Source organism: Methylovulum sp. (assembly GCF_028687615.1).
Classification (GTDB): Bacteria; Pseudomonadota; Gammaproteobacteria; order Methylococcales; family Methylomonadaceae; genus Methylovulum.
The window spans coordinates 125249-132054 of the sequence record NZ_JAQTZU010000009.1 but is presented as its reverse complement, the minus strand read 5'-3'; the positions used below and the strand labels follow the sequence as shown (position 1 = coordinate 132054).

7 protein-coding genes and 1 tRNA gene are annotated in these 6806 nt (G+C 45.9%); 1 reads left to right on the top strand and 7 read right to left on the bottom strand.

From position 1 onward, the window contains the following. Positions 1-107 precede the first annotated feature (107 nt). The 7 genes from PHH59_RS07630 to PHH59_RS07600 all read right to left on the bottom strand — a co-directional run bounded on the left by PHH59_RS07630 (position 108) and on the right by PHH59_RS07600 (position 5685). Complete coding sequence (locus tag PHH59_RS07630; protein ID WP_300013634.1) at positions 108-356, bottom strand: hypothetical protein; 249 nt, start codon at positions 354-356, stop codon at positions 108-110. A gap of 98 nt (positions 357-454) precedes the next feature. Then, positions 455-886 (bottom strand): hypothetical protein, encoded by a 432-nt coding sequence (locus PHH59_RS07625; RefSeq protein ID WP_300013631.1) that lies wholly within the window; start codon positions 884-886, stop codon positions 455-457. After that, positions 883-1128, bottom strand: a complete 246-nt coding sequence (locus PHH59_RS07620; protein ID WP_300013628.1) for a hypothetical protein — start codon at positions 1126-1128, stop codon at positions 883-885. Before PHH59_RS07620 ends, PHH59_RS07625 begins: the two co-directional genes overlap by 4 nt. Before the next feature lie 108 nt (positions 1129-1236). After that, complete coding sequence (locus PHH59_RS07615; protein ID WP_300013625.1) at positions 1237-2802, bottom strand: hypothetical protein; 1566 nt, start codon at positions 2800-2802, stop codon at positions 1237-1239. Then, positions 2802-3869 carry a site-specific integrase gene (locus tag PHH59_RS07610; protein WP_300013622.1) on the bottom strand — a complete coding sequence of 356 codons (1068 nt, stop codon included), beginning with the start codon at positions 3867-3869 and terminating at the stop codon, positions 2802-2804. Before PHH59_RS07610 ends, PHH59_RS07615 begins: the two co-directional genes overlap by 1 nt. Before the next feature lie 462 nt (positions 3870-4331). Next, positions 4332-4407, bottom strand: a tRNA-Thr gene (locus tag PHH59_RS07605). A gap of 177 nt (positions 4408-4584) precedes the next feature. Continuing rightward, a complete protein-coding gene (locus tag PHH59_RS07600; protein ID WP_300013619.1) occupies positions 4585-5685 on the bottom strand; it encodes an AI-2E family transporter in 1101 nt (366 codons plus the stop codon). 152 nt (positions 5686-5837) lie between these two features. Between PHH59_RS07600 and PHH59_RS07595 the strand changes: the two genes are divergently transcribed. Next, complete coding sequence (locus tag PHH59_RS07595; RefSeq protein ID WP_300013616.1) at positions 5838-6794, top strand: DHH family phosphoesterase; 957 nt, start codon at positions 5838-5840, stop codon at positions 6792-6794. The last annotated feature ends 12 nt before the right edge of the window (positions 6795-6806 follow it).

Below are 6806 nucleotides of genomic sequence, written 5' to 3'. Positions count from 1 at the left end.
CTTGTTCTTTCATGACTGAAAGTAGTTTCTTTCTGAATACCGCTGGATAGGCCATTCGTTTTTCATTCAAGATGATCGTTTTTACAATAGCCTATTATCGCATCAATTTATACTGGATTAGCTATATCATCCAAATCAAGGGCAAGGGTATTGCTTGCGCCGTGGTACAGGCCAAAATTAAAGCCGTCACAGCCGATAAAATCACTCGCATTTGAGCTGTAGCCGTTTGGGTTGGTTGCGCTTTTTGGTTTGTTCCAACCTTTTTCTGTGGGTCGTTTTGTGGGTTTACCGTCAATCGGTGGGATTGCCACCAGCGACAAACCCGCCGCGCATAACGCGGTAAGTCTGCTATCCATAAATTACCCCTTAGCCATCAATAGCCAAACAGTTAAACGGATAAAATCTGCTTTAAAATTAAGGCCCATACGTTTAATATAACTCTGCTGTCTAAGTTTCATTGCTTTGCTCCCTTTGCTTGGGCGGTTGCCGCCGCCCTCGCTTCAAAATCATCAACGGCTTTGCAAAATGCCGCTATCCTTTCCGCCAGTTCCGGCGTAAATTCTGCGAATAATTCATATCGGGTGAATTTTGCAGTGCGTTTGCAAGTGTCTTTGGTCAGTGCCACTTGGTCATGGTTTACGATAGTCCAGCCCTTATCCCGCAATTGGTCGATAAAACTGCCCAATCTGTAGCTATGTGATGCAAAATCAAATTCACGGTGGGATAGCGTTAAGCCAGTTGGTAGCATCCGCCTTAACGCTCTTGCTTGAAGGCTGCAAACCTTAGGGAAAAGCACATGCTCCGAACCTAACAGGGGTTTGGTGTCGTTGTAGTCGGCGCGGGTGATATGGCGGCGATTGTCCCTGATAACTTTTGAGTTAATCATTTTGCACCGCCTTTGCCATTTTGGGCTTCTAACCAAGCAAAATAGGCCGATTCTTTTATCAAAATCTTGCGCCCACTACGGACAATCGCGCCAGACGCTGCAAGTCCGTTAGTTTCCTCGAAGAAAATCTGGTGACGCAATCCACCTACGGTGAAAGCGGGGTGACGTTTTGCGAATTGTTGGACGGTGGAGTATATCCATGCGGATTGCATGGCTTCGGTTTGCTGCTGTTGCTCTGACATAATTACCTTTTTCTGGAAAGTACCATCACGTTTTGTGATGGATTGTCGGCAATTATTCAGGTGTGGCGGGTAGTAAAACGATGTAGTAAAAGGTGGTAATTGCTGGTTTTATTGTTTTCCGCGTTTTGCAAAACTGGCATGGTTTGCCATCTTGAATAAGTCTAATTTAAGGCCTTTTTTCCAAGCTGTTGAAAAACTACTTTCTTTATCGAAAAGCAAAGGGTAGTCTGCCTTACAAATAATTTCGATAGTTCCCTTTTCACCGTCCGGTATTTTCATCGGTTTAAATTCTTTAAGCTCAATAACTTCAAGAATGGCTTTTTGCTGTTTTTGCAGCTTTAATAGGTTTGGGTCATTCTGCCAATCTGTTATTTTTTCGTCTTGGCTACCCGCGCCAGCATCCCCCCCGGATTCAGTTACAGGCAAGGCGTTATTTGAATGCTTCAGCTCGCTAGATAACAAACATTGTTCTAACAATGGAGGAATTAACCAGCCTTTATTCCTAGCCCATTCAATCCACTGCATGGACGTGGAGCTATCTTCCGTTAATTTTTTTGCTTTAATCGCCCGTTTAATCAAGTCAGTTTCAGTCGGGTAATATTTAGGTAATTGATGAAGCCGACAACTATCAACCTTTCGTCCTTGAAGCCAACACAAAGCTTCTAGGCAAGTCCACGAGTCTAGGTTTAAAGCGTCTTGAAAATCATGCAATTGCGCGGGCAAACCAAAGCCACTAGGCATAATGACAGTATCGGGAATCTGGATAAGTTGGCTGCTGTAACTAAGCCAAGGAAAACTGGGCTTGCCAGCAATGTGGTAAGCCATTGCCACATCATCGCGGTGAACAGAATAACGGCTTTCATTTTGAAGCGTTTCCCAAAAGTCGAAGTCCGCATCGCCAAATGAACCAGCCTCTTGTTGCTCCCGTTCCCGCAACGTGGCAAGTAAGCTATCGGCTGGCACTGTTTGGGCTTCAACCACTTTGTTACAGATAACCAGCCCGCATTTTTCAATCAACTGATATAGGGTAGGTAACGCCTCAGAATCGCCATACATCCCAACAAGCACCGTTTCTACGAAATTACACAACGACATGGTAGGGTAACCGCCCTTATCTTCTGTCGGCTCTGACTTTGGTGAGCCATTGGTTATAGCTTCCTTCCACTTTGTCACGCCGTTTGCTGCATTTGAAACGGGCAGGCTGTTATATTCCGCCTCAAAATATCGCGCATCTTCCGTATTCATTATTGGGTTAAAACACAATTCGATAGGCTCTGTAATTGGCTCGTCTGTAATTTCATCCTTTCCATGCCTAGTAAATATTTCAGGTGACCATTCAAACCAGTTGTTAAATTCATCAAGCCAGACATAGGCTTCCAGTGGCTTGATTATTTCGATGGAACGTTTGCGCCATTCTGTTTTTGGCTGTCCTTTAACTTCGTTCCGAAGTTTTTCAATTAGATTGTTAATTTCATACCATTGTGCAGAAGGGATTGGTGACGGCGTATTGTTGGTGTCTAGGTTGAAAGCAGTCGGAAAAGGTGCAGGGCCATCATGATAAGGCTTTACCAACCTATAAATGAGCATATCTGGCGAAAATGCCCAGCCTGTTACAAAGGGCAGAACCCATATTGGCAAAGCATCGCGTCCTTCAATTTTAACAACGACATTCATCACACGCCCCCAAATATTTTTTGGTTCATCGAAGCCACCACATTTGAAACATGCCCCTCTGACAAATGTGCATATCTTTTCACCATAGCAAGGGTTTTATGGCCTAACACTTCGGCTATTTCGGCTAAGCTCGCGCCGTTCATGGCGAGATAGGACGCGGTACAATGGCGTAGGTCATGCCAGTGAAAGTCCTCAATATCAGCGGCGTTTAGGGCATTTTCAAAAGGCTTGCGTAAATCTATGGGGTTCAGCGGCTCTTTGTTGCTAGGGAATAGCAGCGGGGTGTCCAGCCGCCTAATTTTGCCGTGTTCGCGTAATAGCTCCAGTGCCATACCCGCCAATGGTACGCGCCGCCGTTCGCCGTTTTTGGTTTCGTGCAGGATGATGAAATTGTCTTTCAGGTTCACGTCCTGCCATTTCAAGCCCATCAGCTCCCCTTGGCGCATTCCGGTGGATAAGGCCAGTATCACGCATAGGTAAAGCTGTTGGTTGCTGGAAGCTTGGCAAGCCGTCAATAATCTGGCGCGTTCATCCTCATCTAAAAAGCGGACACGCCCACGGGGTAAGGTAGGTTTTTTTACTTTTCGCATGGGTGAATCTTCCAGCCACTGCCATTCATTCACGGCTATAGTGAAAGCGTGGCTCAACGCGGTCATATATTGAACAACGGTGGCGGGAGTTCTTTGTGTGCCGCGTGAAGTAATGCCGTTACTCAATTCGTCACGACATTGCACAATCAAGGCGGCTGAAATGTCCGATAACAAGCAATAACCCAGTTTTGCTTTCCACCATGTCAATTGCTGGGTTTTATCCTTGGCTTTTTTGGGTTTGCTAGGTAATACGTCTTTGATGTACCTATCCACCAAATCCGCAAAAGTATGCTTTTTGGCTTCGGCGGTTTTGAAATGTCGGCCTTCACGGATTGCCGATTCGGTAGCTGCCGCCCATTTTTTGGCATCGGTCAATCGTTGGAAGGTTGCGGTTTGGGTGGGGTAGCCTTTTAGGCGGACTTTTACGCGGTAGGATGTTTCGTTTGCGTCCGTGGTGCGTTTTTCAATGCTTGCCATGTAAACCCCTTGGGGCAATGGCGGTATAATGCTGTTTAGCCATTTGCTTAACCTCAATCGTTAAGTGAATCGGTTAGGGCTGCTGTGTTGGTAGCACTTCCAAGCCCGTTTTGTTTATGACGGTGAAAGTCTATAACAAAGCACAGCAAACAGCAACAACACATTATAAATGTGTTTATATTTACTTTAATTTATATAATTAACATGATGTTAATTAATTTAATCGCATTAATGGGACACTTGAGGGGCAATTCAAAATAAATACCGCCTGAATTGGCTATTTTTGAGCCAAGAAAGAGGCCTGTTTGTTATCGACGGATTGGGATTAAGCTGGCGCGTTTAGCTGAATTGAAACGGCTTTTTGTGTTTTGGTGTGTTGTGGTTTTTTACCGCGAAGTGCCCCGCCAATGTCCCATAAAAAATAAAAATGGCGGGTTATTTTTATTAACTATATGATTTTATTGGAGCTAGTGGCGAGAATCGAACTCGCGACCCACACATTACGAATGTGTTGCTCTACCGACTGAGCTACACCAGCGATTTGAGGAATTATAATGGATTTATTGATGCAATGGATAGGTTTTGCTGACCGTCCCTTTTCAAGGCGGCAAGGCATTGATGTTTTTTGTTCTCGGTTAAAATTGCCCATTCCGGTGCAATGGCCTTAATTTTAGGCTTTCAGGATAGACAAAAAAATCAATGTTTACACCAGCCATTAACATGGAGCTGTCGGTTCAATATCCCCAATCCTCGGCCATGCGGTCAATACGGCTTTGACTACGGTTGCTAGTGGGATTGCCAGAAAAACCCCCCAAAATCCCCATAAGCCGCCAAAAAACAAGATGGCAATGATAATGGCGACAGGATGTAAGTTGACGGCTTCGGAAAAAAGGAGGGGGATCAGCACCACGGCATCTAGGGCTTGGATGATGGAGTAGGCGATAACGATAGTCATAAATTCGTCGCCAACCAGTCCCCATTGGAAATAGGCGACAATCAACACCGGTAACGTGACCAGTGTCGCGCCGATATAAGGAATTATCACCGATAATCCCATCAACACCGCGAGCAGCATGGCGTAATTCATATCCATAGCGGCAAAGGTGGCATAGCTCATTAACCAAAGAATGAACACTTCGGAAAATTTGCCGCGAATATAATTGCCGATTTGGGTGTCGACTTCTGTCCAGACCCGCACCGTCAAATGCCGGTCTCTTGGCATGAATTGCAAAAACCAGTTGATAAACAGCCGCTTATCTTTTAAAAAGAAAAACACCATCATCGGCACCAGGAACAAGTAAATCAAGGCGCTGACCAAGCCTATGACAGAGGCGGCTGACAGCGACAGGACGTTTTGCCCATAGGTCAGTAATTCTTTTTGCACGGCATTCATGATTTGTTGGATTTTGTTTTCGGAAATGAATTTTGGGTACATATCCGGCAAGCGCATGATGCCGTTTTGGGCGCGGCTAATGATTTCCGGGATATGTTGCACCAGTTCGACAGATTGCTGGGAAACGATAGGCATTAAATAAAACAGTAAAAAAATCAGGCAAGTCAAGAACACCGAAAATACTAGATAAACCGCTAGCAACCTGGGTAAGCCACGTTTTTCCGCGTTACCTGCCAGGCCTTCAAGTAGGTAGGCAATCACGATTGATGCGAACACCGGCATGAGCAAGTCGGATAGGAAGTAAATCATCAAAAAGATGACAATCAATAGAATTGCCAGGGATACCGCTTGGTTGTTTGGTAAAACATGCCTCAGCGTGGCTTTCAGAAACCGTAAATTGACTGGTTTGTCTTCGTTTATCATTAATAATGGGATATTTTGGAAGTGCGTTGCGATATTCTACCTCCAATAAATTTTTTCATCCCATATCTATTCGGTGTGGTTTGGAAGCTATTTTGAATTAATCGCCGCCATCTCGTACAATACAAACCCCTTACCACAATCAGGATAAAGCAATGTTTATTGATGTATTTAATGGTGATGCGGACGGCATTTGCGCGCTAGTGCAGTTGCGGCTTGCACAGCCGGCCGACGCAAAACTGGTGACGGGTATCAAAAGGGATATTCAGTTATTGGAGTCATTATCGGTTGTTGCAAATGACCAGATCACCGTCCTGGATGTTTCTCTGGAAAAAAACCGTGGCGCATTGGATAGGATTTTGGCGGAAGGTGCACGGGTGTTTTATGTCGATCACCATCAACCGGGTGAAATTCCGGTGCATCCCCATCTAAAAACCCTCATCAATACCGATGCCAATGTCTGCACCAGTTTGTTGGTTGACCAGCATCTTGAAGGCAAATACCGTGCTTGGGCGGTGACGGCGGCATTTGGGGATAACCTTATTGCCAGTGCCGAGCAGGCGGCTAAACCGTTGGCCTTATCGGAAACCCGGTTAAAACAACTGAATGATCTGGGTGTTTGCATCAATTATAACGGTTATGGCGGCAGTCTCAGTGACTTGCATTTTGCCCCGGATGTGTTGTTTCGGGAATTGGCCCCTTACGCCTCGCCTTTTGATTTTATGGCGGATAACCCGGCCACTTACCAACAGTTGTTGGGTGGTTATTCGGATGATATGGCACAAGCCTTGAAAATCACCCCGGAACATCAAACAGATACGATTGGCGTGTATATCCTGCCGGATGTGGCCTGGGCCAGGCGCATCAGCGGGGTGTTCGGCAACGAGCTGGCGAACCAAACGCCTAGCCGCGCCCATGCGGTGCTGAGTTTTACCGACAAGGGCGATTATCAAATCAGTGTCCGCGCGCCATTGACCAACCTGACCGGCGCCGATGAATTATGTTCGGCTTTCCCGACCGGAGGCGGGCGCAAAAGTGCGGCGGGCATCAACCATTTGCCGCTAGGGCAGTTAAGTGCATTTATCACAGCCTTTGCGGAAAAATACCCTTAACATCACCTATCA

Excerpts from the sequence above, each read along its gene's own strand:
- PHH59_RS07630 (WP_300013634.1), bottom strand. The coding sequence starts at position 356 with ATGGATAGCAGACTTACCGCGTTATGCGCGGCGGGTTTGTCGCTGGTG.
- PHH59_RS07625 (WP_300013631.1), bottom strand. The coding sequence starts at position 886 with ATGATTAACTCAAAAGTTATCAGGGACAATCGCCGCCATATCACCCGC.
- PHH59_RS07620 (WP_300013628.1), bottom strand. The coding sequence starts at position 1,128 with ATGTCAGAGCAACAGCAGCAAACCGAAGCCATGCAATCCGCATGGATA.
- PHH59_RS07615 (WP_300013625.1), bottom strand. The coding sequence starts at position 2,802 with ATGAATGTCGTTGTTAAAATTGAAGGACGCGATGCTTTGCCAATATGG.
- PHH59_RS07610 (WP_300013622.1), bottom strand. The coding sequence starts at position 3,869 with ATGGCAAGCATTGAAAAACGCACCACGGACGCAAACGAAACATCCTAC.
- PHH59_RS07600 (WP_300013619.1), bottom strand. The coding sequence starts at position 5,685 with ATGATAAACGAAGACAAACCAGTCAATTTACGGTTTCTGAAAGCCACG.
- PHH59_RS07595 (WP_300013616.1), top strand. The coding sequence starts at position 5,838 with ATGTTTATTGATGTATTTAATGGTGATGCGGACGGCATTTGCGCGCTA.